Origin of the sequence: Oceanispirochaeta sp. M1, from assembly GCF_003346715.1 — a bacterium.
GTDB lineage: Bacteria > Spirochaetota > Spirochaetia > DSM-2461 > DSM-2461 > Oceanispirochaeta.
The window spans coordinates 1-1,333 of sequence record NZ_QQPQ01000123.1; the positions used below are offsets into that span (position 1 = coordinate 1).

Below are 1,333 nucleotides of genomic sequence, written 5' to 3' on the forward strand. Positions count from 1 at the left end.
ACTCTTTATAGTCCCGGATTATGTGATCCCAATCTTCTGATGTTCTTCTTTTCATTTTCCACTCCTTTAGAATAGAAAATGCATAGAAATCTCAGTTACTGGTAGATGGGGCTTTATTAGCGGTTACCGATAAACCAATTGTTGTCTACTAATCAATTGTAAAATCAAGGAGATACAATGGATAATCTACCATATTGTTAACCGGACTATATACAATAAGCAGTCCATGAGTGGATATTATGCTCCAGAGAGTATTCAAAAAGAGGGTTTCATTCACTGTTCGTACTCATATCAAATTTGTGATATAGCAAATGAATTCTACAAAAGTGAAGAAGATTTAATCTTACTACAAATTGATAAATCTTTGATTCAATGTGAAATTATTGATGAAGATACTGATAATCGAAATGAGAATTTTCCACATATATATGGAGAACTTCCAACCTCCTCAGTTATTGGGCAATATTTACTGAAAAAGGATTCTAACGGGAATTATATTCTCCCTGTAGAATTCCCTGAATTGACAACCGATAATTTCTGTTCTGTCGGCTCGTAGTTATGGAAATAAAAATCTTATATACATTTTAGAGATTCAATAATAAACTTTTGTTTTAATATTATTTATTAATTACATGGGGATTTGTGATTCAAATGAAAACTTCACTATTGAGATCATTATTGTTTCTATCATTTTTTACTTATATTTTCTCTTGTTCTTCAAATAGAGATATTCCAAAAGCTCAAAACATTGTTTTTAAAAATGTAAATGTCATATCCATGGTTGATGAGCACATATTAGAGAATAAGTCAGTTTATATCGTTGACAGAAAAATAGTCTCTATTGATGTATTCGAGAATCTTATATTACCCAAGAAGACCTTGATTATACATGCTGAAGATAAATTCTTACTCCCCGGGTTTTCAGATATGCATGTTCATACTGATCGTGAAGAGGTTTTGGCTTTATTCTTAGCAAATGGTGTTACAACAATCAGAAATATGTGGGGCCTCCCCGAACATGTAGAATACAGAGAAGCTATTAGTAATAAAGAAATCCTGGGACCGAATTTATACACAACGGGACCGTTAATTGATGGTGCAATTCCCGCATGGTACAATAGTTTTATTCTCGATAATCCTGCCGATGTAGAGCAGGCCATTAAACAGATGAAGACAGATGGATATGATTTTATCAAGGTTTATGACAGATTAAAGAGTGATGTGTATCAGGAAATCATCAGAGTAGCAAAGGAAATAAATATCCCCGTCGTGGGCCATGTCCCCAGTCTAGTCGGAATAGATGCCGTATTAGAGTCTGGACAGCAATCCATTG

The 1,333-nt window shown here is 33.7% G+C and carries 2 protein-coding genes; both read left to right on the forward strand.

Translation table 11 applies throughout. From position 1 onward, the window contains the following. The first annotated feature begins 208 nt into the window (after positions 1–208). Positions 209–556, forward strand: a complete 348-nt coding sequence (locus DV872_RS26065) for a DUF952 domain-containing protein (RefSeq protein ID WP_255566886.1) — start codon at positions 209–211, stop codon at positions 554–556. Between the two features lie 95 nt (positions 557–651). After that, a partial coding sequence (locus DV872_RS26070) for a hypothetical protein (protein ID WP_199563549.1) occupies positions 652–1,333 on the forward strand: 682 nt, incomplete at its 3' end.